Source organism: Paraburkholderia sediminicola (assembly GCF_902859805.1).
Classification (GTDB): domain Bacteria; phylum Pseudomonadota; class Gammaproteobacteria; order Burkholderiales; family Burkholderiaceae; genus Paraburkholderia; species Paraburkholderia sediminicola.
On the sequence record NZ_CADIKC010000007.1, the window covers coordinates 130,841 to 153,789 of the forward strand.

General features: G+C 62.5%; 25 protein-coding genes, 1 other RNA gene and 1 riboswitch. Of the genes, 12 read left to right on the plus strand and 14 right to left on the minus strand.

All coding sequences use genetic code 11. The annotated features are described in order from the left end of the window. Window positions 1-59 precede the first annotated feature (59 nt). Together R8871_RS23700 and lgt are read left to right on the plus strand one after the other, a co-directional pair. The gene (locus R8871_RS23700; RefSeq protein ID WP_175052661.1) at window positions 60-1,043 is read left to right on the plus strand and encodes a LysR family transcriptional regulator; all 984 of its coding nucleotides are present in this window, start codon (window positions 60-62) and stop codon (window positions 1,041-1,043) included. Between the two features lie 143 nt (window positions 1,044-1,186). Next, on the plus strand, window positions 1,187-2,092 hold the full coding sequence (gene lgt / locus R8871_RS23705) for a prolipoprotein diacylglyceryl transferase (RefSeq protein WP_175052662.1): 906 nt from the start codon (window positions 1,187-1,189) through the stop codon (window positions 2,090-2,092). A 94-nt stretch (window positions 2,093-2,186) separates the two neighbouring features. Here lgt and R8871_RS23710 read toward each other — a convergent pair whose 3' ends face one another. The 5 genes from R8871_RS23710 to R8871_RS23730 form a co-directional block, all read right to left on the minus strand. Then, window positions 2,187-2,918 carry an SIMPL domain-containing protein gene (locus tag R8871_RS23710; protein WP_175052663.1) on the minus strand — a complete coding sequence of 244 codons (732 nt, stop codon included), beginning with the start codon at window positions 2,916-2,918 and terminating at the stop codon, window positions 2,187-2,189. 196 nt (window positions 2,919-3,114) lie between these two features. Further along, window positions 3,115-3,573 (minus strand): EVE domain-containing protein, encoded by a 459-nt coding sequence (locus tag R8871_RS23715; protein WP_175052664.1) that lies wholly within the window; start codon window positions 3,571-3,573, stop codon window positions 3,115-3,117. A gap of 95 nt (window positions 3,574-3,668) precedes the next feature. Further along, window positions 3,669-3,850, minus strand: a non-coding RNA gene (gene ssrS / locus R8871_RS23720) — 6S RNA. A gap of 94 nt (window positions 3,851-3,944) precedes the next feature. Beyond that, window positions 3,945-4,256 carry a cell division protein ZapA gene (locus tag R8871_RS23725; protein ID WP_054035122.1) on the minus strand — a complete coding sequence of 104 codons (312 nt, stop codon included), beginning with the start codon at window positions 4,254-4,256 and terminating at the stop codon, window positions 3,945-3,947. Next, on the minus strand, window positions 4,253-4,609 hold the full coding sequence (locus R8871_RS23730; RefSeq protein WP_054035121.1) for a hypothetical protein: 357 nt from the start codon (window positions 4,607-4,609) through the stop codon (window positions 4,253-4,255). Before R8871_RS23730 ends, R8871_RS23725 begins: the two co-directional genes overlap by 4 nt. Window positions 4,610-4,816: 207 nt before the next feature. Next, window positions 4,817-5,073, plus strand: a riboswitch (cobalamin riboswitch). A gap of 91 nt (window positions 5,074-5,164) precedes the next feature. Here R8871_RS23730 and R8871_RS23735 point away from each other — a divergent pair. The 7 genes from R8871_RS23735 to R8871_RS23765 all read left to right on the plus strand — a co-directional run bounded on the left by R8871_RS23735 (window position 5,165) and on the right by R8871_RS23765 (window position 13,111). Further along, window positions 5,165-7,072 carry a TonB-dependent receptor domain-containing protein gene (locus R8871_RS23735; RefSeq protein ID WP_175052665.1) on the plus strand — a complete coding sequence of 636 codons (1,908 nt, stop codon included), beginning with the start codon at window positions 5,165-5,167 and terminating at the stop codon, window positions 7,070-7,072. A 27-nt stretch (window positions 7,073-7,099) separates the two neighbouring features. Beyond that, a complete protein-coding gene (locus R8871_RS23740; protein WP_175052666.1) occupies window positions 7,100-8,155 on the plus strand; it encodes a FecCD family ABC transporter permease in 1,056 nt (351 codons plus the stop codon). Next, on the plus strand, window positions 8,152-8,991 hold the full coding sequence (locus tag R8871_RS23745) for an ABC transporter ATP-binding protein (RefSeq protein WP_175052667.1): 840 nt from the start codon (window positions 8,152-8,154) through the stop codon (window positions 8,989-8,991). Before R8871_RS23740 ends, R8871_RS23745 begins: the two co-directional genes overlap by 4 nt. 36 nt (window positions 8,992-9,027) lie before the next feature. Further along, the gene (gene cobT, locus R8871_RS23750) at window positions 9,028-10,089 is read left to right on the plus strand and encodes a nicotinate-nucleotide--dimethylbenzimidazole phosphoribosyltransferase (protein WP_175052668.1); all 1,062 of its coding nucleotides are present in this window, start codon (window positions 9,028-9,030) and stop codon (window positions 10,087-10,089) included. 48 nt (window positions 10,090-10,137) lie between these two features. After that, on the plus strand, window positions 10,138-10,914 hold the full coding sequence (locus tag R8871_RS23755) for an adenosylcobinamide-GDP ribazoletransferase (protein WP_175052669.1): 777 nt from the start codon (window positions 10,138-10,140) through the stop codon (window positions 10,912-10,914). Continuing rightward, window positions 10,899-11,489: an alpha-ribazole phosphatase gene (cobC, locus tag R8871_RS23760; RefSeq protein WP_175052670.1), complete on the plus strand. Its 591-nt coding sequence runs from the start codon at window positions 10,899-10,901 to the stop codon at window positions 11,487-11,489. The genes R8871_RS23755 and cobC overlap by 16 nt, the downstream gene beginning before the upstream one ends. A gap of 206 nt (window positions 11,490-11,695) precedes the next feature. After that, window positions 11,696-13,111, plus strand: a complete 1,416-nt coding sequence (locus R8871_RS23765) for a Fic family protein (RefSeq protein ID WP_175052671.1) — start codon at window positions 11,696-11,698, stop codon at window positions 13,109-13,111. Between the two features lie 36 nt (window positions 13,112-13,147). On the opposite strand, the gene R8871_RS23770 is transcribed toward R8871_RS23765, so the two are convergent. Genes R8871_RS23770 through cobU form a run of 4 tightly spaced genes read right to left on the minus strand, consistent with a single transcriptional unit; the run spans window position 13,148 to window position 16,575 of the window. Then, window positions 13,148-14,059, minus strand: a complete 912-nt coding sequence (locus tag R8871_RS23770; protein ID WP_175052672.1) for a cobalamin-binding protein — start codon at window positions 14,057-14,059, stop codon at window positions 13,148-13,150. Then, entirely contained in the window at window positions 14,056-15,093 is a 1,038-nt protein-coding gene (gene cobD / locus R8871_RS23775; RefSeq protein ID WP_246287676.1) for a threonine-phosphate decarboxylase CobD, read from the minus strand. Before cobD ends, R8871_RS23770 begins: the two co-directional genes overlap by 4 nt. Beyond that, window positions 15,086-16,021: an adenosylcobinamide-phosphate synthase CbiB gene (cbiB, locus tag R8871_RS23780; RefSeq protein ID WP_175052673.1), complete on the minus strand. Its 936-nt coding sequence runs from the start codon at window positions 16,019-16,021 to the stop codon at window positions 15,086-15,088. Before cbiB ends, cobD begins: the two co-directional genes overlap by 8 nt. Continuing rightward, window positions 16,021-16,575, minus strand: a complete 555-nt coding sequence (gene cobU, locus R8871_RS23785; protein WP_175052674.1) for a bifunctional adenosylcobinamide kinase/adenosylcobinamide-phosphate guanylyltransferase — start codon at window positions 16,573-16,575, stop codon at window positions 16,021-16,023. Before cobU ends, cbiB begins: the two co-directional genes overlap by 1 nt. Before the next feature lie 154 nt (window positions 16,576-16,729). Here cobU and R8871_RS23790 point away from each other — a divergent pair, with 154 nt between their 5' ends. Further along, window positions 16,730-18,199 (plus strand): cobyric acid synthase, encoded by a 1,470-nt coding sequence (locus R8871_RS23790; protein WP_246287696.1) that lies wholly within the window; start codon window positions 16,730-16,732, stop codon window positions 18,197-18,199. A 143-nt stretch (window positions 18,200-18,342) separates the two neighbouring features. Further along, window positions 18,343-18,759, plus strand: a complete 417-nt coding sequence (locus R8871_RS23795) for a DoxX family protein (RefSeq protein WP_054035112.1) — start codon at window positions 18,343-18,345, stop codon at window positions 18,757-18,759. 152 nt (window positions 18,760-18,911) lie between these two features. Here the strand turns inward: R8871_RS23795 and R8871_RS23800 are convergent, their stop codons facing one another. After that, window positions 18,912-19,331, minus strand: coding sequence for a PaaI family thioesterase (locus R8871_RS23800; RefSeq protein ID WP_054035109.1), 420 nt, complete (start codon window positions 19,329-19,331; stop codon window positions 18,912-18,914). A 210-nt stretch (window positions 19,332-19,541) separates the two neighbouring features. On the opposite strand from R8871_RS23800, the gene R8871_RS23805 reads away from it, so the two are divergent. After that, window positions 19,542-20,180 (plus strand): ParA family protein, encoded by a 639-nt coding sequence (locus R8871_RS23805; RefSeq protein WP_115782118.1) that lies wholly within the window; start codon window positions 19,542-19,544, stop codon window positions 20,178-20,180. Window positions 20,181-20,254: 74 nt separating this feature from the next. Here the strand turns inward: R8871_RS23805 and panD are convergent, their stop codons facing one another. From panD to R8871_RS23825, 4 genes are all read right to left on the minus strand, one after another. After that, the gene (panD, locus tag R8871_RS23810) at window positions 20,255-20,641 is read right to left on the minus strand and encodes an aspartate 1-decarboxylase (RefSeq protein ID WP_046566452.1); all 387 of its coding nucleotides are present in this window, start codon (window positions 20,639-20,641) and stop codon (window positions 20,255-20,257) included. A 49-nt stretch (window positions 20,642-20,690) separates the two neighbouring features. After that, window positions 20,691-21,524, minus strand: a complete 834-nt coding sequence (gene panC, locus R8871_RS23815; protein ID WP_175052675.1) for a pantoate--beta-alanine ligase — start codon at window positions 21,522-21,524, stop codon at window positions 20,691-20,693. Window positions 21,525-21,712: 188 nt separating this feature from the next. Further along, window positions 21,713-22,585, minus strand: coding sequence for a segregation and condensation protein A (locus R8871_RS23820; RefSeq protein WP_175052676.1), 873 nt, complete (start codon window positions 22,583-22,585; stop codon window positions 21,713-21,715). Window positions 22,586-22,589: 4 nt separating this feature from the next. Continuing rightward, window positions 22,590-22,775 (minus strand): DUF3460 family protein, encoded by a 186-nt coding sequence (locus tag R8871_RS23825; protein ID WP_054035105.1) that lies wholly within the window; start codon window positions 22,773-22,775, stop codon window positions 22,590-22,592. Window positions 22,776-22,949: the final 174 nt, after the last annotated feature.

Here is a 22,949-nt window from a genome sequence, read left to right on the forward strand (position 1 = left end):
TGCGAAGCGCGTGTCCAATATATTATTCAGGCTCTATTAGGTCGTAAAATGTATTAATCATGTTGCCTGCGATTCCTGACCTGCGCCAATTGCGCTATTTCGTGACCGTCGCCGAAGAAAAGCACTTCGGGCGGGCGGCCGTGCGTCTTTCCATGACGCAGCCGCCGTTGTCGCAGGCGATTCGGGCGCTGGAGGAAACGCTCGGGGTCGAGTTGTTCGCGCGGACCAAGCGCTCGGTGGAGCTGACTCCGGTGGGCGCTGACCTGTTGCCCGAGGTGCAGCGTCTGCTGGCGAGCGCCGAAGGGCTGCGGCCGCTGGCGCAGAGCCTCGCCCGAGGCGAGGCCGGGGCGCTGTCGCTGGCTTTTGTCTCGACGGCCGATTACGGCCTGCTGCCGCTGCTGCTGCGCGATTTCGGCGCGCGCCATCCCCGGGTGCGGCTCGAACTGACCGAAGCCACCAGCGACGTGCAGGTCGACGAACTGGTGGCCGGACGCATCGACGCGGGCCTCGTGATCGCGCCGCTGCCGTTGCGGCATGCCACCCAGCTCTCGTGGTTGCCGATCGCTCGCGAGCCGCTGGTGATCGCGATGTCGACGGATATGGCGAAGCGCGTGGGCAGCGCCGCCGGCTCCGTGGCTGACTCGCATGCGGAGTGGCTGGACACGCCCATCAGCCTGCGCGACGTCGCCGAGGAGCCGCTCGTGATCTTCCCAAGACGTCTGGCGCCAGGCTTTTATGACATCATTATGGATTGCTACGGCGTGGCGGGGCTGGCACCGCGGGTTGGCCAGGAGGCGATCCAGATGCAGACGATCGTGAGCCTTGTGTCGGCCGGGATGGGCGTCGCACTGGTGCCGCAATCGTTGCGTAATCTGCGCCGCACGGGTGTCGTGTACCGGCCGCTCGCCGAATCGGTGCCGGCGATCGAAACGGGGTTGGTCTGGCGCACGGCGGAGGTGAGTCCGGTGCTGGCCGGCTTCATCGAGATCGTGCGGGCGCACGCGGCCACCATGGAGGCGCCGTCCGCGGCGCCTCGTGCTTAGGCGAGCTCAGGTGAGCCGCTGCCGCGAACGCATTGCAAACGGAACCGTCCAACGCATGCGCCGCATGATGCGCGTACCGCCGGCCGCTACTTGAAACTCGACTAGAAATCCGCTTCTGAACCTGAACTGCCCATAACAACACGATGCTCATTCACCCGAATTTCGACCCCATTGCCATTCATCTGGGGCCGCTTGCTGTGCGCTGGTATGGACTGATGTACCTCGTTGCGTTCATCGCGGCGATCGTCGTCGGCCGCTTGCGGCTGCGTTTGCCGTACGTCGCCGCGCAAGGCTGGACCGCTAAAGATATCGACGACATGCTGTTTTACGGCGTGCTCGGTACGATCCTCGGCGGCCGGCTTGGCTACGTGCTGTTCTATAAGGCGAGCTTTTACTTCGCGCATCCGCTCGACATCTTCAAGGTGTGGGAAGGCGGGATGTCGTTTCACGGCGGCTTCCTTGGCGTCACGCTGGCAATGGTGCTGTTCGCCTATCAGCGCAAGCGCTCGTGGCTGCAGGTCACCGATTTCGTCGCGCCGATGGTGCCGACCGGGCTCGCGGCAGGGCGCCTCGGCAACTTTATCAACGGGGAGTTGTGGGGCCGCGTAACCGATCCGTCAGCGCCCTGGGCGATGCTGTTTCCGGGCGCCGCGCCGGACGACGCCACGTGGCTCACCACTCATCCGCAACTGGCCGCGCAATGGCATCTGAACGAAGTGTTCGCGCAATATCACATGCTGCCGCGTCATCCGTCGGAGTTGTATGAGATCGCGCTGGAAGGCGTGGCGCTGTTCTTCGTGCTGTTCTTCTTCTCACGCAAACCCAAGCCGTTGGGCGCGATTTCCGCGGTGTTCCTGATCGGCTACGGCCTCGCACGTTTCACGGTGGAATTCGCACGTGAGCCGGATGACTTCCTTGGCCTTCTGGCAATGGGTCTCTCGATGGGCCAATGGCTCTCGCTGCCCATGATCCTGGTCGGCATCGGGATACTGGTGTGGTCCTATCGCCGTGCGCGGCGTGAACCGGCGCAACCAGTCGGCGCAAACTAAGCGCTACGTTTTATCGTAGTGAGAAGCCAACAAAAAAAAGCCACGGCATGCCGTGGCTTTTTCTTTTACAACGAGACGTCTGGTGTAAAACGCGTTACTTCATCTGCACCGAGCCCGACACATTGACCGTGACAGTCGACGTGCCGCCTTCAATCGGCACCGGCGCGGATGCCTTCGCATCGGCGCCCATTGCGCGTGCGCTCATCATCATCATGGGACGCGGCATGACGCCGTTGTGCCCAACGTTGACCTCGCGAATCGAATAGCCGCTGTAGCCGAATGCCTGCGCCGACGAAGCGGCTTGCTCACGGAACGACTTGATGGCTTCACCGGTGAGCTTCTGCTCCGCTGCACGCTGCGCTTCCGGCGACAACGAAAACTGCACGTTGCCGACCTGCATGATCGATGCCATCTGGCCCGCGAGTTTCGATGCCGCGGCGAAGTCGTGCGATTCAAGCACAATTTCAGTACGGCCGCGCCATGCGGAAATGCGGCCGTCACGATCGGTGGACGGATAGATCGAGAAGGAGCCAGTGCGAGCCGTTACGCCGTTCACGCCCTTGGCTTTTTGCAGCGCCGAATCGGCGCGCTGATTCAGCGTGGAGGTGAGCACAGACGGATCACTCGCTTCCTGCTCATAAAACAGTGTGATATCGACGACGTCTTGCGGCACTTCCGAGCTTGCCTGCGCATTCAGCGATAGCACGCCCGCGGGCTGATATTGCGTCACGCCCTGCGCGCGGGCCATAGCCGGCGTCAGCGCGAGCGCGGCAGGCGCGGCGCATACGAGAGCGAGCGCGAGTGCACGTGCGGTGTTTTTCGTCATTCTTGGACTCCTTGCTTGAACAGGTTGTGCACGATTGGAGCGAACGCCATGCAGTGGCACAACGTTTGCGAGTCCGTTAGGCGCTTGTAACCTGAGCTTGGTTCCCTAATTTGACGTTTGCTGAACGTTTGTGTTCATCGGCGCACAGACTTGCGCGTGACACAAGCGGCAACAGGTCACATGCGCGTATGCAACTTTAAACAAGACGTTTGGTGATGAAGCGCCATTCAGCTTCGGTCACTGGTGTGATCGACAGGCGGTTGCCTTTGACGAGCACGCGCATGTCCTGCAATTCCTCATGCTCGCGCAGCGCCGCAAGCGGAATCAAGGGGATCTTCTTCTTGAACACCACATCGACGAGCAGCCAGCGCGGCGTTTCCTGCGACGACTTCGGGTCGTAGTAGGGGCTCTTCTTATCGAATTGAGTGGGGTCCGGATATGCGGTGGACGATACCTCCGCGAGCCCTGCAATGCCTGGCTCCGGGCAACTCGAGTGATAGAACAGCACGCCGTCGCCGACCTGCATCATGTCGCGCATGAAGTTGCGCGCCTGATAGTTGCGCACGCCGGTCCACGGCAGCGTATGGTGCGGTGCCTGGGCGAGATGGTCGATGCTTGCTTCGTCCGGTTCGGACTTCATTAGCCAGTAGCGCATGAATCGAATTGAACGTTAAAGGTTTGAAGATACAGCAAGAAAAATCGAGGCCCAAAGAAAAACGGCACCGAACCGAAGTCCGATGCCGTTTGAATAGGGTCCCCGCCTTAGCCGCTAGGCCGGCATCCTGAACCGGGGGTTCAGAATTGGTCGCAGTTAGCAGCACTTCGGGTACATCAGACAGAGTGACGCGCACACCCGTGCTACAAATTTCCACAACCGTGCACATGGCATTGGTTCAAGGAATATATGACCTTGGCGAACCAGGCAGGGAAGTCAAACCGATTGAATTCAAAACGTTTGCATGAATCTTTGCTCATGCACCTCGTTTGAATCCGCAGCCGATCTCAGGACCGGCTACAAGATACTTTCTACATGCTGTACTGCTGAATCACAGTACCCAGTTGTTCGTTCATTTGGTGCATTGTACGCCGGATTTCTTCAGCGGGAAATGCTTCTCCGTGCCGCACGCTGCTTTGCAGCTTAAGCAGTTCTGATGCCAGCGACAGCGCAGCCATGACGGCAATGCGATCCGTGCCACGCACGTTGCTGCTATTGCGGATCTTCGACATCTCTGCGTCAACGCGTGCAACCGCTTCAAGCAGCGCGCCTTCAGTTTCCGGCGAGCAGGCGAGACGATAGGGCACGCCGAGAATCGATACTTCGATCTGCTTGGTGGTCATGCATTTTCTCCATGGCGGGTGACGTCGCTCTCCGCTTCTTCCTCATGCGGCGCGGCCTCGAGCAGATCGAGCTGATTATCAGGCTCGCTGTGCGCGCGGGCCCGCGGCAATTTTTCGAGGATCGCATTGAGGCGCACCTGTGCGTCGTCGATCTTTGCCGACAGCGCGTCGCGTTCCGCTTGCAGCGCATCGCGCTCCTCGCGCATCAGCGCGAGTTCCGTGCGCGTGGCTTCGGCTTCCGCACGCGTTTGGGCGAGCTGATCTTCGAGCGCGAGCCGCGCTTCATTGTGGCGTTGGCTGATCGTGATCAGCTTGCCGATATTCTGTGAAAGTGTTTCGAGTTCGGTGAGCATCTGCTGCGTCCTCTAAAGACATCGCATTTTAGCGCGGAATGTCGCAGGTTCCGACAATTGTCTCGTTTCGAGACGTAACAACATCGCTTTGTGCCGGCTTTTATCGACCATATGATGAAAAACAACTCATGCATCGGACAATAACCTGCACTTAACAGAACAGTTTGCGCACGGATTAACCATTCTTGACGGACCCGAAGGCCGCTCCTAAACTGGCCGCACTTTGGTGCCCGCGCGCGCTTTTCCACAGTGCGCGCAGTTAAACGGGAAGCAGGGCGCGCGCTTCGCCTGAACGCGCCAACCTGCGCTGCCCCCGCAACGGTAAGCGACCGCATTCGTCATGCAGGTCGATCCTGATCGCGTGTTTGAAGCTGAACACGCGAGTGTGCCACTGCGCGTCACGCGTGGGAAGGCGGGATCGATGTGTCGCCAGCCCGGATACCGGCCAGAGGGAGAGGCTCGTTCCCGCGCAAACGTAAAACAACGCGGGCGCCTCGTTACGCATCGGCCCGCGGGGAAGCGGGCCGCGCACGCTATCCACAGGAATGTCATCCCATGCTGTCCCCTATCGCTCGCGCGGCGTTGCTCGCCTTTGCGAGCCTGCCGCTCGTCGTGCATGCGCAAGCTGCTTCTTCTTCGTCGCCGTCTTCACCTTCATCGCCATCTTCTTCAGCTGATACAGGGGCGAGCGGTTTGTCAGCCGCGGTGTTGTCGCCCGTTGTCGTGACCGCGGAGCGTGGGCCACAACCGCTCGCCGATGCGATCCCGCAGACTACGCTGTTCGATCAGCAGGACATCGCCGATACAACCGCGACCGATTTGCCCGGTCTGTTGCAACTCGCGCCCGGCGCGCAAATTTCGCGCACCGGTGGCCCCGGTTCCACGACGAGCCTGTTTCTGCGCGGCGCGTCGTCGACACAATCGCTTTTGCTGATCGACGGCGTGCGGGTCGACTCCGTGAGCCTGGGCGCGCCGCAACTCGCGCAGATTCCGCTCGACCAGATCGATCACGTCGAAGTGGTAAATGGCAACGTGTCCGCGCTTTACGGCTCTGGCGCAATTGGCGGCGTGGTGCAAGTGTTCACCAAAGACGGCGGCGACCATCCGCCGCGTTTCAATTTTTCGGTAGGCTACGGCAGCTATCACACGCAGACGCAGCAGGTCGGCGTGAACGGTGCGCTGGATAAAGACGGCAACACCACCTTCAGCATTTCGCTCGCGCGTTCGAAAGACGACGGTTTCTCCTCGCTCAATCCGTCACAGGCGCCCAACGCGAATCCGAACGCGAACGGCTATCTGAACGAAAGCATCTCGGCTTCGTTGCGTCACAAGTTCAGCGACAAGTGGGACGCGGGCGTCACCTACTTCCAGTCGAACGGCAATAACAGCTACGACAACGCGTATGGCGTGCCGACCGATCTGAACAACCTCTACAGCAAAGTGCGTCAGATGTCGGTGTTTGCGAACGGCAAACTGACCGACTGGTGGACCACACACTTCATCGTTTCCGAAGGAGACGACCGCAGTGTGTCGAATACCAACGGCCTCTACAACGGTCGCTTCGATACGGACAATCGCCAGTACACGTGGCAGAACGATTTCGCGCTCGCCGCGCAGCAGAAGCTGCAGGTCGGCTACGAGCATCTCGATCAGAGCCTCGACTCGGATACGTTCGCCGCACCCGACCGGCATGTGGATTCGGGCTTTGTCGGCTACACGGGGCGCTTTGGGCGCAATCAGATTCAGGCCAACGTGCGGCGCGATCAGTATTCCGATTTCGGCGGGGCGAACAGTTACTATCTCGGCTACGGTTTCGTCATCACCGAGCATTGGAAGGCGACTGCAAGCTATTCGGATTCGTTCCGCGCGCCGAGCTTCGACGATCTGTACTATCCGATCAGCGGCAATCCGTCGATCCAGCCGGAGCGCAGCCATTCAATCGAAGCAGCGTTGCAGTACGCGTCGAACGCGCTTGGTGTGATGCGGCTGAGCGCATTCCAGACGCGTTATTCGAATCTGATCGACTACGAACAGGTCACGCCCGGCATCTATCTGGCCGAGAACGTCGGCCATGCGAAGGTGCAGGGGCTTGAGGGATCGTGGAGCGGGCATGTGGGCAAGACGGATGTGCGCGCGTCGGTAACGCTGCAAAATCCCGTCGACCTCGATAGCGATACCGATCTCGTGCGGCGTGCAAGGCGCTTCGCGTCGCTGGCGGTAAATCGCAGCATTGCCGGGTGGCGTGTCGGCGGCGAGTGGATCGTCAGCGGCGCCCGTGAAGATAGCAGCGGCACGCTGGGCGGCTATGGCGTGGTGAATCTGTCGGCGCGCTACAACATCACGAAGGCGTGGTACGTCGCCGCGCAGATCCAGAACCTGTTGAACAAGGACTATGAAACGGCCTACTCGTATAACTCGCCGCGGCGCGGTGCGTATGTCACGGTCGGTTGGCAGCAGCAGTGACGAACGTACTTGCATGAGAACGCGCCGATGATCCGTAGCTCGAGCCCGATGCCCACGACCCCGTTGCGCGTGATGAGCGCGAAGCGCGCGGCCGCGATCTGGCTCGTGCTCGCGGTAATCGCGCTAGTTGTGCTGATGGCGTCGCTCGCGCTCGGCAGCGTGTCGCTTGCACCGGCGCGCGTGTTGGCGGCATTGCTGCCGTCGCATGCGTCGCATGTCGAGTCCGGCGATCTTGCCGGCGAGATCGTGCGCACGCTGCGTTTGCCACGCGCGCTGGCCGGCTTCACGTGCGGCGCGTTACTTGCGCTGGCCGGTGCGCTGCTGCAAGTGCTGTTGCGCAACCCATTGGCCGAACCCTACGTATTGGGCGTATCGGGTGGCGCGGCGACGTTCGCGCTGGTGGCGATGATCGCTGGTTGTGCGTGGTGGATTGTCGACGCCAGCGCATTCGCCGGCGCCTTCGTGTCTATCCTGCTGGTGCTCGGCCTCGCCCGCCGTGAGTTGTGGCGGGGCGAGCCGCAGGATACGTCGCCGCGTTTGCTGCTGACCGGTGCGGTGATCGCGGCCGGTTGGGGCGCTTTGATCACCTTGCTGCTCAACCTTGCGCCGGACAATCGGCTGCGCGGCATGCTGTTCTGGCTGACCGGCGATCTGAACGGCGGCGCGATGCCGTGGACGGCGCTCGCCGCGCTCGTCGTCGTGCTGGTGGCAATCGTGCCGGTTGCACCGCGTCTGAATGTGCTGCTGCGGGGCGACGCCGCCGCGCAGGCGCTGGGCGTCGCCGTGATGCCGCTGCGCTTGCGTGTGTATCTGGTGGCGTCGCTGGCGGCCGCTGCCGCGGTGACCACGGCCGGTACGATTGGCTTTGTCGGGCTCGTCGTGCCGCATATGCTGCGGCTCGCGTTCGGCAACGATCAGCGCATGCTGCTGCCCGCAGCGGCGCTCGGTGGAGGTGTCGCGGTGATGGGCGCGGACCTGATTGCGCGTACGGTGATTGCACCGGCGCAATTGCCGGTCGGCGTGATCACGTCGATCGTCGGCGTGCCCGTGTTCCTGTGGATGCTATTGCGCAGACGCCGATGATGAATGCACATAACGCTCCGCATTCGGCGCTCAGCGCGCAACGCCTGACCTTGCGCGCGGGCATGCGCACCTTGCTCGACGCATTCACGCATACGTTCTACGCAGGCGAGATCTGGTGTATCGCGGGCCCCAACGGCGCGGGCAAGACGACCTTGCTATCCACGCTCGCCGGTCTCGCGCAGCCGTCGGCGGGGCATGTCGAACTCGACGGCGTGCGTCTCGCCGACTGGCGGCCGTTGCCGCTTGCGCAGCGTCGCGCGCTGATGCCGCAAAGCGCTGCGGACGCCTTCAGCGCGAGCGTCCTCGACATCGTGATGCTGAACCGCTTTCCGCATTTGACCGGCTGGGGTTGGGAGGGCGAGGCCGATCGCGCGGCCGCGCATGCCGCGCTGGACGCTTTGGGCCTCGCCGCATTTGCTGCACGCGACGTGCTGTCGCTCTCGGGTGGCGAACGTCAACGCGTCGCCCTCGCGGGGGTGTTGTGCCAGGGGGCGCCGTTGTTGCTGCTCGACGAACCGCTCTCGCATCTGGATCTGCACCATCAGATCGACTGTCTCGAAGCGCTGACCGCCTGGACACGTGAACCTCGGCGTACAGTGATGTTTTCGTGCCACGATCTGAACCTCGCGCGCCGCTTCGCGACGCACGCGTTGCTGCTTGACGGCAACGGCGGCGCGTATGCTGGACCGGTGCGCGATGTCCTGACGCCCACGCTGACAAGCCGTGCGTTCGGCTATCCGTTGATTCTGATTCGCGACGGCGAGCATGAGGCGCTGATTCCCGCGCCGCGCTCGCGTCACGAATCGCCTGCGGCGCATGACACGCCGGCAGGCTAAGCGCTTTATAAAACACTCTCTTTTTTAGAAACGTCTATGACTTCTTTGCCAGGTTTGCCGGGATTGACCGAAGTCGAACCGCTCGATCAAACGTTGCGTGCCGAACTGCAACACATCATCGATACCAAGACCAAGCCGCCTGGCAGTCTTGGGCGGCTGGAGACGCTCGCGCGCCAGATGGGGCTGATCCAGCGTACGACGCGCCCCACGGTCGAACGTCCGACGATGATCGTGTTCGCCGGCGATCACGGTATTGCGCAGGAAGGCGTGAGTCCGTATCCACAAGCCGTGACCGCGCAAATGGTCGCTAACTTTCTCACCGGCGGTGCGGCGATCAATGCGTTGAGCCGTGTCTCGGGCGTCGAGCTCGAAGTGGTCAACTCGGGCATTGCGACGCCGCTGCCGTCGACGGAAGGTCTCATCGACATTCCGGTTGCGGCCGGCACGCGCAACTTCGCGCACGAGCCCGCCATGACGCACGAACAGGCGCTGGCCGCAATGCAGGCAGGTGCAACTCGCGTGCGGCATCACGCGGCGCTCGGCACCAATGTGATCGGCTTCGGCGAAATGGGGATTGCGAATACGTCGTCGGCCGCGTGTCTGATGAGCCGCTTGTGCGGCGTGCCGATCGACGAATGCGTCGGCCGCGGAACGGGTCTCGACAACGCGGGGCTTGCAAAAAAGCGCAACGTACTTGCCTCCGCAGTCGCGCATCACGCGGCGTCCAGCGATCCGCTCAACGTGCTCGCCACGTTCGGCGGCTTCGAAATCGCCATGATGGTGGGGGCATACCTTGCTGCAGCGCAAGCGCATATGACGATCCTCGTCGACGGTTTCATCGCGACCTCGGCGTTGCTGGTGGCCGATGCGTTCGCACCGAACGTCCGCGAGTATTGTGTGTTCGCGCATGCGTCGAATGAGGCGGGGCATCGGCGCATGCTCGATCATTTCGGCGCGCTGCCCTTGCTCTCGCTCGATATGCGTCTCGGCGAGGGGACCGGCGCGGTACTCGCGGTGCCGTTGCTGCGCGCGGCGGTAGCGTTCGTGAACGAAATGGCCAGCTTCGAATCGGCCGGTGTCGCCAATCGCGATGCGTGAGCTGTTATACGAAGCGCAGTCATACAGAAGCGTGCGTCCTGCTCACTCATGAATCCGCTCGCTGAACTCCGCTATTTCTTCACGGCGCTCGGCTATTTCACGCGTGTGCCTGTGCCGCGCTGGGTCGGCTATGAGCCGCACTATCTGAATGCGGCGGCGCGCTATTTTCCGCTTGTCGGTCTATTGGTCGGCGGATTGAGCGCGCTGGTTTATCTCGCGGCCTTGCGTGTCTTTCCAGCGGGCGTGGCGGTGCTCCTGTCGATGGCGGTGTCGCTTCTCGTCACCGGCGCCTTTCACGAGGACGGACTCGCCGATTGCGTCGATGCGTTCGGTGGCGCCTATACGCGAGAGGACGTGCTGCGCATCATGCATGATTCGCGCATCGGCGCTTTCGGCGCCATCGCGCTCGTGATTGCGCTAGCACTGAAGTGGCAAACGCTCACCGCGTTGCCGCCGATGCGCGCAGCAAGTCTGATGATTGCAGCGCATGCCGCGAGCCGTGTGTTCGCCATCAGCTATCTGGCCACACTCGACTACGTGCGCGCCGAAGGCAAAGCCAAACCGGTTGCGCAACGCTTGAGCGGCCCCGCGTTGCTTTGCGCGGCGGTGTTCGGCCTGCCGTTGTTGCTCTGGCCGAACCTGCTGGATTCGCCGAATTGGCGCTTCGCCTGCGTGACGCTCGCCATACTGGTGGCGCTGCGTTTTGCGTTGGGCCGCTATTTCGTCAGACGCATCGGTGGCTACACCGGTGACTGCCTCGGCTTCGCGCAACAGATCTTTGAACTGAGCATCTACCTCGTGGGGCTCGCATGGATATCGTCCTGATCCGTCATCCTGCCGTCGCGCTCGATTCAGGGGTGTGCTACGGCCACAGCGACGTAGCGCTCGCCGAAGACGTTGAGGTATCGGCAAGTGCTCTTGCACTGAAGCTGGCGACCTTGCAGATACCGCCGCCGCGTGTGCTGATGTCGAGCCCGTTGACACGTTGCGCGACACTGGCCGCGGTCATGGCGAACGACTTCGGTTGCGCGCTCAGTCACGACGATCGTCTGAAGGAAATGAATTTCGGCGACTGGGAAGAGCAGCGTTGGGACTCGATCGATCGCGAACTGCTCGACGCCTGGGCGGCCAACTTCGAGCACGCGCGTGCGCATGGCGGCGAGAGCGTCGCGCAATTCGTCGCGCGGGTGCGGGCGTGGTTTGACGCGTTTGCGCTGACGCGCGAGTTGTCGCCGGCATACGTGGTCACGCATGCCGGCGTGATACGGGTGATCGCTTCGCTGGTGCTGGAGGTGCCGGTGGAAAGCTGTCTGCGCTGGTCGTTGGAGATGGCGGGGATTGTCTGGCTGCGCAGGGATGATGAGACGCAGCAGTGGTCGTTGGTGAGGTGGAATGTGTGAGGGACGGGGCTTGGTCCCTGCAGTCCCTTGAATCGCGTCAGTCCAGCGCTATTCGTGACACTTTTTCAGGAAATTTGTCGCGAAAACAGAAATCGTGACACTTTTAGACATCAAAAGTGTCGCGATTCGCGCGATTTGTGCCACAATGTCATGAAAAAGTGTCGCGATTAGGATTTATCGCGCCACATTGGCACGAGGTGGCGCGCATGAACAGCAGTGGCATCAAGCAGGAACTGGATCTGATCGAGCAGCTCATCGCTGCAAGCGCCGCGGGGCGAGGCGTTCGCGCGCTTGCAGCGGCACTTGCCGGGCGCCGCCATCCCATGCAACGCCGCACGCTGCAACGTCGTCTTGACGTGTTGCTCGAAGCGGGCCGGATCGTCTCGGAAGGTGCCGGCCGGGCAGTGTCCTACAAGCAGGTTGCGGTTCAAGGCGCGGCTGTTTCCCCCACCCAGGTTGTCGCTGCCGCAAGCACCTCCGGCGAGGCCTACGTGCCCGTATCGAGTGCGGGCCTCGAGGTGCGCGCGGAAGTGAACCGGCCGCTGCACGAGCGCCGGCCGGTTGGCTATAACCGTGCGTTTCTCGAACGCTATCGTCCGAATCAGGACGCGTATCTATCGCAAGCGCAGCGTGAACGCCTGCATGAATGGGGCCGTACGTCGGCCGATGTGCGGCCGGCCGGCACATATGCACGCGACATCATGAGTAGGCTTCTGATCGATTTGTCGTGGGCTTCGTCGCGGCTCGAGGGCAACACCTACACGCGGCTCGACACCGTGCGGCTGATCGAGCAAGGGCACATTGCGGAAGGCAAGGACGCCCAGGAAACGCAGATGATCCTGAACCACAAGGCCGCGATCGAAATGATCGTCGAGAGCGCTGACGAGGTGGGCTTCAATCGATTCACCGTACTGAACCTTCACGCGATTCTCTCCGACAACCTGATGTCCGATCCGTTCGCCAGCGGCCGTTTGCGCGCGCGCGAAGTAGAGATCAGCGGCACCGTATTTTTTCCGCTCGCGGTACCGCAGCAAATCGCCGAATGCTTCGAGGCCGTGTTGAACAAGGCCGCCCAGATCGACGATCCCTTCGAGCAGGCTTTCTTCAGCATGGTGCATCTGCCCTATCTGCAGCCGTTCGAAGACGTCAACAAACGGGTCTCGCGTCTGACCGCGAATATCCCGCTGATCCGGCAGAATCTGTGTCCGCTGTCGTTCATCGACGTTCCCGAAAAGGCCTATGTCGACGGCACACTCGGGGTGTACGAGACCAATCGCGTCGAGTTGTTGCGCGACGTCTTCATCTGGGCATACGAGCGCTCGTGTCAGCGTTATCTGGCGATTCGACAATCGATCGGTGAGCCTGACGCGTTCCGCCTCAAGTATCGCAATGCGTTGATACAGGTGGTGCAGGAGGTGATTCGCGGCGGCCTTGCCGGCACACGCGGCGAGATTGAAACGCTCGCACAGAATCAGGTGGAGGCGGCGGAGGTGTCTTCGTTCGTCGATGCGATCCAGTCCGATCTCGATCAACTCTATCTAGGCAATGTCGCGCGCTACCGGCTGCGGCTTTCCGAATTCGAACACTGGCCGTTCAAGCGGGCAGACGCCGTCTCGCGCTAACGCGGCACGGCTTGCTTCACGACTTTCGCGGCGGCATCACTGCGCGCCGTTCTTTCTCCGCGAGCGCGCAAGCTCCAGGTCTTCGCACATCTGCTTCGCCCCTTGCGCAATACGCGGCGCGGGCCGGTTGATCAGATCGCCGTCGATCGCGAACAGATTGTTGTTCGCCACCGCTTTGAGGCTCGGCCAGGCTCGCCATGTGTCGAGTCGCGGCAAGGTGGTGTCCGGTTTGGTCGCGCCGGGTGCGGCGGTGACGATCGCTTCCGGATTCGCTGCGAGCACCGCTTCGGTCGAGACGGTCGGCACCAGCGGTTCGAGTTTCGCAAACACATTGCGGCCGCCGCATAGCGCAATCACGTCGCTGACCATATGCTCGCCGTTGAGCGTCATCAACGGCTGATCCCACACCTGATAGAACACGCTGACAGGCGGGCGGCTCGCATACTGCGTGCGCAGTCGTGCGATGTCCTGGCGGTATGTTGCCGCTGCGGCATCGGCGGTCGGCGAGGTGCCCAGCAATTGCCCAAGCTTCGTCAGCGACACCGCAACATCGTCGAGATGATGCGGCTCGCTGAAGAACAACGGCACATGCATTTCACGAAGGCGATCGAGTTGGCGCTGCGCATTGCCATGCCGCCACACGACGATCAGATCGGGCTTCAACGCGACGATCCGTTCTAGGTCGAGCGCTTTGTTGTCGCCAACGCGCGGCAGTTGCTTTGCTTCAAGCGGGTAGTCGCTGTAGGACACGGCGCCGACCATTTTCGCGCCACCGCCTGCGGCGTACAGCAGTTCGGTGACATGCGGCGCGAGACTGATGACGCGCTGTGCGGGAGTGGGCAGCGCGACGGTTGCGCCGGTGTCGTCGGTGACGGTGATCTCGGCATGCGCGTGCAGCGTGCTCACTCCAAGTGCCGCGGCGATGAAGAAGCGCGAGAGTCGAATCATCGAACGGCCTCGCGCAGACTCTCTTCAAGGCGTGCCCATTCCGTGTCGCTGGCGGGCAGCCCGAAACGCACGCTGCCCGTTGCCGTGAAGAGGCGTGTCCACACGCCGCGTTGCGCTAACGCTTCATGTAGAGCGGCGGCGCGAGCATCGTTGGTCCACGCAAAGAGGGGAGTGCTGTTCGTGGCGAGACCGTGTGCTTGCAAGAGACTTACCAGACGGGCGCTCTCGGCTTCGAGCAGCGTACGCATCTGCTGCTGCCACGCCACGTCTTCAAACGCGGCTTTGACGGCGTGACGAGCCGGGCCGCTGACAGTCCACGCCCCGAGCGTTAGACGCAATGCATCGAGCAAAGCCGGCGCACCGAGTACGAAACCTGCGCGCACACCCGCGAGCCCGAAGAATTTCCCCGGTGAACGCAACACGATCAACCCATTGCGATGGGTGCTTGCCGCGAGCGACGCTGAAGGCAGCGTGTCGGCGAAGGCCTCGTCGATCAGCAGCGTGCCGCCGCGTGCGCTAAGTTGCGCGTGCCAGTGCAGCAGCTTGCCGGCGCTGAGATGCTCGGCGGTCGGATTGTTAGGATTCACGACGACAACATGGGTGAACGCATCGGGCAACGTGTCCCAGGACACATCCAGTGGCACAACCTCGTGCCCTGCGCGCTCGAATGCGGGCGCGTATTCGCTGTACGTGAGCGGCGCGATGCCGACCCGGGCACGTGGCAAAAGTGACGGCAGTGCGCGAATCGCCGCCTGGCTTCCTGCTACGGGGAGCACATGGGCTGCATCGGGCGCGCCATAGTAACGCGCGGCACAGTCGGCAAAACCGTCACCGTCGTCGGGCAGGCGGCGCCATGCATCGGCGGGAACCGGCGGCACCGGATAGCCGTGCGGATTGATACCCGTCGACAGGTCGAGCCATTGCGCGTACGGAATGCCGTAACGCTCAGCCGCTTCGTGCAGATTGCCGCCATGAACCACGGCGTTGAACGAGATACCGGCATTCGTCGTGCGCTCGACCATTCGATCAGCCATGAAAGGGAACACTCAGCAACGCCATCACGATCAGTACCGCCAGCCAGAGAATGACCGTCCGTTCGACCAGCATCAACGCTGCCGTAACGTGACTGGCCTTCGCCGCGTGTCCGAAACCAAGCATCGGCCTGTGTTCAAGCGCGCCGTGATACACCGCAGGCCCGCCGATCAGCACGTTCAGACTGCCCGCGCCCGAGGCCATGACCGGCCCGGCGTTCGGACTGTCCCAACGCGGCGCCTGTTCGCGCCAGCAACGCAGCGCGGTGCGCGTGTCACCGAGCAAGGCGTAGCTCGCCGCGGTGAGGCGCGCGGGAATCCAGTTGAGCACGTCGTCGATGCGCGCGGCGGCCCAGCCGAAGCGCAAATAGCGCGGCGTGCGGTAGCCCCACATGGCATCGAGCGTGTTGGCCAGACGAAACCCCAGCGCGCCCGGACCGCCCGCGATCGCAAACCAGAACAGCGCGCCGAAGATCGCGTCGTTGCCGTTTTCGAGCGCCGATTCGACGGCAGCGCGTGACAGCGCCGCTTCGTCGGCATGAGCGGTTTCGCGCGACACGATGCGCGAGGTCAGGAGGCGCGCTTGCGCCAGATCGCGCCGCGTCAGGGCCTCGGCGATCGGTGCAATGTGATCGTGCAGGCTGCGTGCGCCGAGCGCGAACCACAGCAACACGACATGCACCGCGCATGCCGCAAAAAAAGGCAGCACGGAGACGAGCCACCAGGCAATCAGCACCGGCGGCATCACCGTCAGCGACCAGGCGAGCAGCCCCTTGAGACGCAAGCGCCGGCCAGTGTTGTAGTGCGTTTCGAAGCGCATCGCCCATTTGCCGAAGCCGACCAGCGGATGCGCCGTGCGCGGCTCACCAAGCCAACGGTCGACGGCGACGCCCGCCGTTGCCAGCGTAACGATCAAAGGAAGCGACAGCATCACGCACCCCCCGCTGTCTTCAAGGCGAGCGGCAAGCCCGCGACCATCATCGTGACCTGGGTGCTCAACGCGGCGATGCGCTGATTGAGCCGCCCGAGTTCGTCGACGTAGAGGCGTGTTTCCGCGCCGAGCGGCACCACGCCCAAACCGATTTCATTGCTGACCACGATGATCTTGCCTCTGGCGTTGATGAGCGCTGCTTCGAAAGCGGCAAAGTGCGTGTGATAGTGATCGACCGGCAAGCCGTCGCCGTCGGGTGGGCACAGCAGGTTGGCGAGCCACAGCGTCAGGCAGTCGATCAGAATGCAGTGACCCGGCGAGTCGATTTGCGTGACGGCGCCGGCGAGATCCACGTCTGCTTCGTGCAAAGCCCAATGCGCCGGACGCCGTTCGCGATGATGCGCGATTCGCGCGCTGAATTCGGCGTCGTCGGCTACGCGCGCGGTGGCGATGTACGTGACGGGGAGGGCGCTATCGTTCGCCAGTTTTTCGGCGTGCACGCTCTTGCCCGAACGGGCGCCGCCGAGAACGAAGGTGAGGTCGCGGGAAATCATCGCGTGATTGTACCGGCGTGCAGCGCGTGCCGGCACGATGGGATAATGCCGCGTTCATCGCCCGCATTCATTGCTTATTCACCGCCGAAGCCGATATTCCGTGACCGCCATTTCGAACCCGCATGACGCCGTACCCGTGCCGCGCGGCACGCTGATGATTCAGGGCACTACGTCCGATGCGGGCAAGAGCACGCTCGTCGCGGGTTTATGCCGGCTGGCGCGCCGCGCCGGCGTGCGGGTCGCGCCGTTCAAGCCGCAGAACATGGCGCTCAATAGCGCGGTGACAGTTGACGGTGGCGAAATCGGCCGCGCTCAGGCCTTGCAGGCGGTGGCGGCCGGCATTGACGCTCACACCGATCTGAACCCGGTGTTGCTCAAGCCGACGAGCGACCGTGGCGCGCAAGTGATCATCCACGGCAAGGCGCGCATGAATCTCGATGCTCGCGCGTATCACGACTACAAGCCGGTCGCCTTCGAGGCGGTGCTGGAATCGTATGCGCGTCTGCAAGCGGCGTATGACACGATTTTTGTCGAAGGCGCGGGCAGTCCCGCCGAGATCAATCTGCGCGACCGCGATATCGCCAACATGGGTTTCGCTGAAGCTGTTGATTGTCCGGTCGTGCTGGTGGCCGACATCGACCGGGGTGGGGTGTTCGCGCACCTGACCGGTACGCTCGCGTGTCTGTCGGACAGCGAGCAGGCGCGTGTGCGCGGCTTCATCATCAATCGCTTTCGCGGTGACGTCAGTTTGCTCAAGCCCGGGCTCGACTGGCTCGAAGCGAAGACCGGCAAACCGGTGCTCGGCGTGGTGCCGTATCTGCACGGTCTGACGCTCGATGCCGAAGACATGCTGCCGCCCGAGTTGCGCGCGGCGCACAGCGGCCAAGGTGACGACCCGAACCGGATGTTGCGGGTAGTCGTGCCGGTGTTGCCGCACATCAGCAATCACACGGATTTCGACGCGCTGCGCGCGCATCCCCAGGTCGATTTTCACTACGTGCGAAGCGGCACGCCGCCTCCGCCGGCCGATCTGATCATTCTGCCGGGCTCGAAGAACGTGCCGGGCGATCTGGCCTTTCTGCGTGCGCAAGGCTGGGACGCGGTGCTGCAACGGCATCTGCGCTATGGCGGCCGCGTTATCGGAATTTGCGGCGGCATGCAGATGCTCGGACACGAAGTAGCCGACCCGCACGGCGTGGAAGGCGCGCCTGGCACAAGCGCCGGCCTTGGCTGGCTCGATTATTCGACAGTGCTGACGCGCGAAAAAACGCTCAAGAACGTGACCGGGCGTCTCGCGTTGCCAGGGGCGCCCGAGGTGGCCGGCTACGAGATTCACATGGGCGAGACGCAGGGCCCGGCGCTCGGCTCGCCCGCGCTGCAGTTGGGCGAAACGCCAAATGCGCATCCGGACGGTGCGATCTCGGCCGATGGCCAAATCCTCGCGACCTACGTGCACGGGCTGTTCGACACGCCGGCCGCGTGCGCCGCATTGTTGGCGTGGGCAGGACTGAGCGACGCCGAGAAAATCGACTACCCGGCGTTGCGTGAGGCCTCGCTGGATCGTCTGGCCGACACGCTGGCCGAACACCTCGATCTTTCGAAGCTTTTCGCCGCGATTGGCTGACTGAAGTTGACTGGATGGCAGCGATTAAACCCCATTGGGAAATAATCAAAGCCTGAAAGGCAGTTTTTCACCTCATCTGGTTCGAATACAGTCGTGACATCGACGGCCGATGCGGGCCGTCTCCCTTTCGTAAAGGACTCGTCATGAACTCGAACCGCTCCGCCGATCTGGCCGCCTTGATCCTTCGTCTCGCCTTGGGCGTTCTCTATCTCGCGCACAGCTTGCAGAAGATATTTGTTTTCACGCTGCCGGGAACGGCGCAGTTTTTTGTTTCGCTCGGCTTGCCGGGCTGGCTCGGCTATGTGACGGCGTTCGTCGAATTGATCGGCGGTATTGCGCTGCTGCTCGGCGTGCAGGTCCGCTGGGTCGCGCTGGTGCTGCTGCCGTTCATGCTCGGCGCAACGTCGCAGCATCTGCAGAACGGCTGGGGGTTCGCTTCGCCGCACGGCGGCTGGGAATATCCGGCTTTCTGGGCAGTGACTCTGGTTGTGCAGTCGCTGCTTGGCGCCGGTGCGCTGGCGCTGAGCGGTGCGAAGGCGCCGCGCGCAGTGGCCGCCTGATACGCCTCACCCAGGCACGAAACCGCCGCTGGCGCTTCGCCGCGCCGGCAACAAAAAAGCACGCGCCGTGTTGCCGCGTGCTTTTTTATTTGCGCTGAGCAAGGCGTACTTCAGGCGTTCCGGTCCCTGCGCCGTACCCCCGCGCCAATCAATCAATACAACACGATCTGCGTGCAGCGAAACAGCGCCATCGTCTTGCCGTTCGGATCGGTGACGGTGGCGTCCCACACCTGCGTGCTGCGGCCCAGATGGACGGCCTTGGCGACCGCGCGGATCGTGCCCTCCGTCGCCGTGCCGAGAAAATTGCTTTTCAGCTCGATGGTCGTGAAATTGCGCGCCGTCTCGGGCAGGTGGGCGAGGCACGCATAGCCGCAGGCGGTATCGGCGAGGCCGATCACCGTGGCGGCATGCAAAAAGCCGTTCGGCGCCAGCAACTCCTCGCGCACGGTCAATTCAGCGGTCAGCGTGCCTTCCTCCAGCGCCAGAACATGCACGCCCAGCAAGCCGGGCAGCTTGCCCTTTTGGCGTTCGTGCAGGCGCTCGATGGAGTATTCCGGGCGAAGTTTGCTCATGAGATTCGGGTCCTCGATGGAAAAAACAGCGATGTAAGGCGGTCAATAGCCGTTTGGGGGCTTCGGCCCCGGTGAATTTGTCGATATTATCAACGGCTGGATCGGCGGGTGAACCTGAAACGGGCACGAATCAGGGCACCTCGGCGCAAGTCAGAGCAAACTGCGCGGTAAACCGGCTGGCGGCGCCCAGCCTTCTTTCCGGGAGAATTCATGACGGTAATCGTGGTGGCGAATCCGAAGGGCGGCGTGGGCAAAAGCACGCTGTCCACCAATCTGGCCGGCTATTTCGCGTCGCAAGGGGAATGGATCGCGCTGGCGGACATGGACAAACAGCAGTCGTCGCACGCGTGGCTGTCGCTGCGGCCGCCCGCGCTGCCGCCTATCGAGACCTGGGAGGTCGACCTTGAAAACCCCGCCAAACCGCCCCGAGGTCTGGAACACGCGGTCATCGACACGCCGGCCGGGTTGCATGGCAACCGACTGAATATCGCGCTGGATCTGGCTGACAAGGTGATTGTTCCGCTGCAGCCGTCGATGTTCGACATTCTCGCCACCCAGGAATTTCTCGAGCGGCTGGCCAAGGAGAAGGCGGTCCGGAAAGGCGCGATCGAGATCGGTGTGGTGGGCATGCGCGTCGACGCGCGCACCCGCTCAGCGGAGCAGCTGCATCGCTTTGTCGAGGGACTGAAGCTGCCGGTGCTGGGTTACCTGCGCGACACGCAGAATTACGTGCAACTGGCCGCGCACGGCCTGACCTTGTGGGACGTCGCGAAAAGCCGCGTGGAGAAGGATCTGGAGCAGTGGCAGCCGATCATCCAATGGACCAACGGCGCCGGTAAGAAGGCTTGAAGTGAATGGCAGGCGGCGTGGCCGCCCGCTTTATGGAACCGTGCCGTGCGGCGAAAAGCCGGTTCAGATCCCGCTTAAGTCCAGTTCTGGGTCGGCACGTGGTCGCGGCTGCCCTTGATCTTGTTGTTGTCGTCGACAAACACCAGATCCGGTTTCCAGCCTGCCTTCAATTCCGCTTCGTCGACTACGGCGAACGCCGCGATGATCACCAGATCGCCCAACTGAGCACGCCGCGCGGCCGAACCGTTCAGCGAAATCATGCCGCTGCCGCGTTCACCCTTGATTGCGTACGTCGAGAAGCGCTCGCCGTTGTTGATATTCCAGATGTCGATCCGCTCGTTTTCAATGATGTTCGCGGCTTCCAGCAAGTCTTCGTCGATCGCGCACGAACCTTCGTAGTGCAGTTCGCAGTGCGTGACCGCGACGCGATGGATTTTCGACTTCAGCATGTTGCGTTGCATGACCAATCCCTTGTGCTTCTAATGCGTGTTTGCGCAGCCTAAGACGGCTTCAGATTTCGAGGTTGTCGATGAGACGGGTGCTGCCGAGCTTGGCGGCAGCCAGCACGACCAACTCCGCATTCGCGTCTTGTGCGCCCGGCGCCAGCAGATTCGAGCGCTTGCGCACCGCGATGTAGTCAGGCTGCCAGCCGCGCGCGGCCAGTGCCGCCATCGCTGCCTGTTCGAGTTTTGCGAAGTCGCGGTCGCCGGCGAGCACCGCATCGCGCACGCGATTGAGTTCGGCAGCCAGCATCGGCGCCTCGGCGCGTTCGGCCGTTTGCAGAAAACGGTTGCGCGAGCTGAGCGCGAGGCCGTCCGTATCACGCACGGTTTCCGCGGCGATGATGTCGGTCGGCAGCGCGAACTGGTGGCACATGCTGCGCACGATCATCAACTGCTGGTAATCCTTCTTACCGAACACCGCGACGCGCGGCTGCACGCACGACATCAGCTTCATCACCACCGTGCACACGCCCTGGAAGAAACCAGGCCGGAATTCGCCTTCGAGGATGTCGCCCAGATCGTGCGGCGGATGCACGCGGTACTCCTGCGGCTCCGGATACAGATCCCGTTCCGTCGGCGCGAACAGCACGTAGACGCCTTCTTTCTGCAGCTTCTCGATGTCGGCTTCGAGCGTGCGCGGGTATTTGTCGAAATCTTCGTTCGGACCGAACTGCAGGCGGTTGACGAAGATGCTCGCCACCACCGGATCGCCGTGCTGGCGCGCGAGGCGCATCAGCGACAGATGGCCCTCGTGCAGATTGCCCATGGTCGGCACAAAGGCGGTGCGATTCTGGCCGCGCAACTGGTCGCGCAATTCATGGATCGAGCTGATGACTTTCATGATCGGACAGGGATTTCCTCGCGCGGCGCGAGACCCGGTTGGCGCAAAAACTTAGGTTTTCGCGTGACCCGTGGCCTCACTGGTAATGACAGGTTCGGAGCGCGGGATTGTAGTGGATTTGCTCCCGGGGCGCACCGAAATGAGGCGTTTGCGGCAGCGATAGCGCACGCAAGCCCCGTTTCGCGGCGTCAGGCCGGCAGATAGGCGAGGCGCACGTAGATCGGTGCGAACGGCTCGGCCTGCGTGATTTCGACGAGCGACTCACGGCACAACTCGAGCATCGCGATGAAATTCACCACGACCACTGGCACGCCTTTGCTCGTGTCGAACAGGTCCGAGAACTCCATGAAGCGCGCGTTCTGCAGTCGCCGAAGGATCGTGCTCATATGCTCGCGCACCGATAACTCTTCGCGCGAAATCTTGTGATGCTGGACCAGCTTGGCGCGTTTGATCACGTCGGCCCACGCGGCGCGCAGGTCTTCGCTATCCACGTCCGGGAAACGCGGCGTGATGCTTTGCTCGATATACACCTCTGCGCGCAGGAAATCGCGGCCAAGCTGCGGCAGATGGTCGATGCGCTGGGCAGCGAGCTTCATCTGTTCGTATTCGAGCAGACGGCGCACCAGTTCGGCACGCGGATCTTCGGCTTCGTCGCCGCTGTCGGCCTTCTTCACCGGCAACAGCATGCGCGACTTGATCTCGATCAGCATGGCGGCCATCAGCAGATACTCGGACGCGAGTTCGAGATTGGTCTGGCGCAGCTGATCGACGTAGCCGAGGTATTGGACCGTGACATCCGCCATCGGGATGTCGAGCACGTTGAAGTTCTGCTTGCGGATCAGGTACAGCAACAGATCCAGCGGGCCTTCGAACGTTTCGAGGAACACTTCGAGCGCGTCCGGCGGAATGTACAGATCCGTCGGCAGCTTGAAGAGCGGCTCACCGTACAGGCGTGCGAAAGCGATGCCGTCTACAGTGTCCGGCGTCGAATCGGTGGTGGGCGCGGCAAGCGCGGCGTCGGGCGCCAGTGCGGCGCCCTTTGCCTCGTCGGCGTGACTCACGCGCTTAGAAGTTTTGATAGTACGAGTAAGGCGTCTGCTCCACGCGCGAGGCTTTCTGCTCGGCGCGTTCTTCGAGGTCGATCGGCTGTTTGTCCCACAGCAGCGACCGGCCACGGCGCTGCTCAGCTTCCAGATTCGGTTTTTGTTGCTTGAGCTGGTTCAGGAACTGGGTGATGTCCGATTGATACATGGCTAGACGTCCGTGGTGTGGGGAATGGCGGCTGCTGGGCGGAAACAGGCGTGAACCCGCGCAGCATCGCTCCTATTCGATAATTTTACCGCATGCGCCGCGCGTGGTCGAAAAACGATGGCCGGCGCGAGCGGCCCGCCTGCAAAAACGTCTGGAACCCGTGCTGCTGCGACG